We start from the raw sequence: 252 nt of genomic DNA, 5'->3' as shown, positions 1-252 counted from the left end.
CCAGCCCGCAACGTTAACGGTCACGGAGTCCGCATCGCTCAGCGCGATTTTGGCTGCAATGGCGGCATCCAGCAGTTCACGCTGAACGCGGTTATCGCTACGATCAGGAATGCCCGCCTGCTCGCGAATGTAATCCGCCAGCAGATGGTCGAAATCATCGCCGCCGAGCGCGGAATCACCGCCGGTTGCCAGCACTTCAAACACGCCGCGACTTAAGCGCAGAATGGAAATATCAAACGTCCCGCCACCGAG

Annotated in this window: 1 protein-coding gene; it reads right to left on the bottom strand. The window is 59.5% G+C overall.

Going from position 1 to position 252, the window contains the following annotated elements:
- Positions 1-252 (bottom strand): Hsp70 family protein (locus V5P19_RS24100; RefSeq protein WP_334408065.1); only part of this gene is annotated, 252 nt, incomplete at both ends.

It is taken from the genome of Enterobacter sp. UNJFSC 003, from assembly GCF_036903355.1.
Lineage (GTDB): Bacteria > Pseudomonadota > Gammaproteobacteria > Enterobacterales > Enterobacteriaceae > Enterobacter.
Note: the sequence above shows the minus strand (reverse complement) of the source record. Positions and strands in the feature narration are given on the sequence as shown.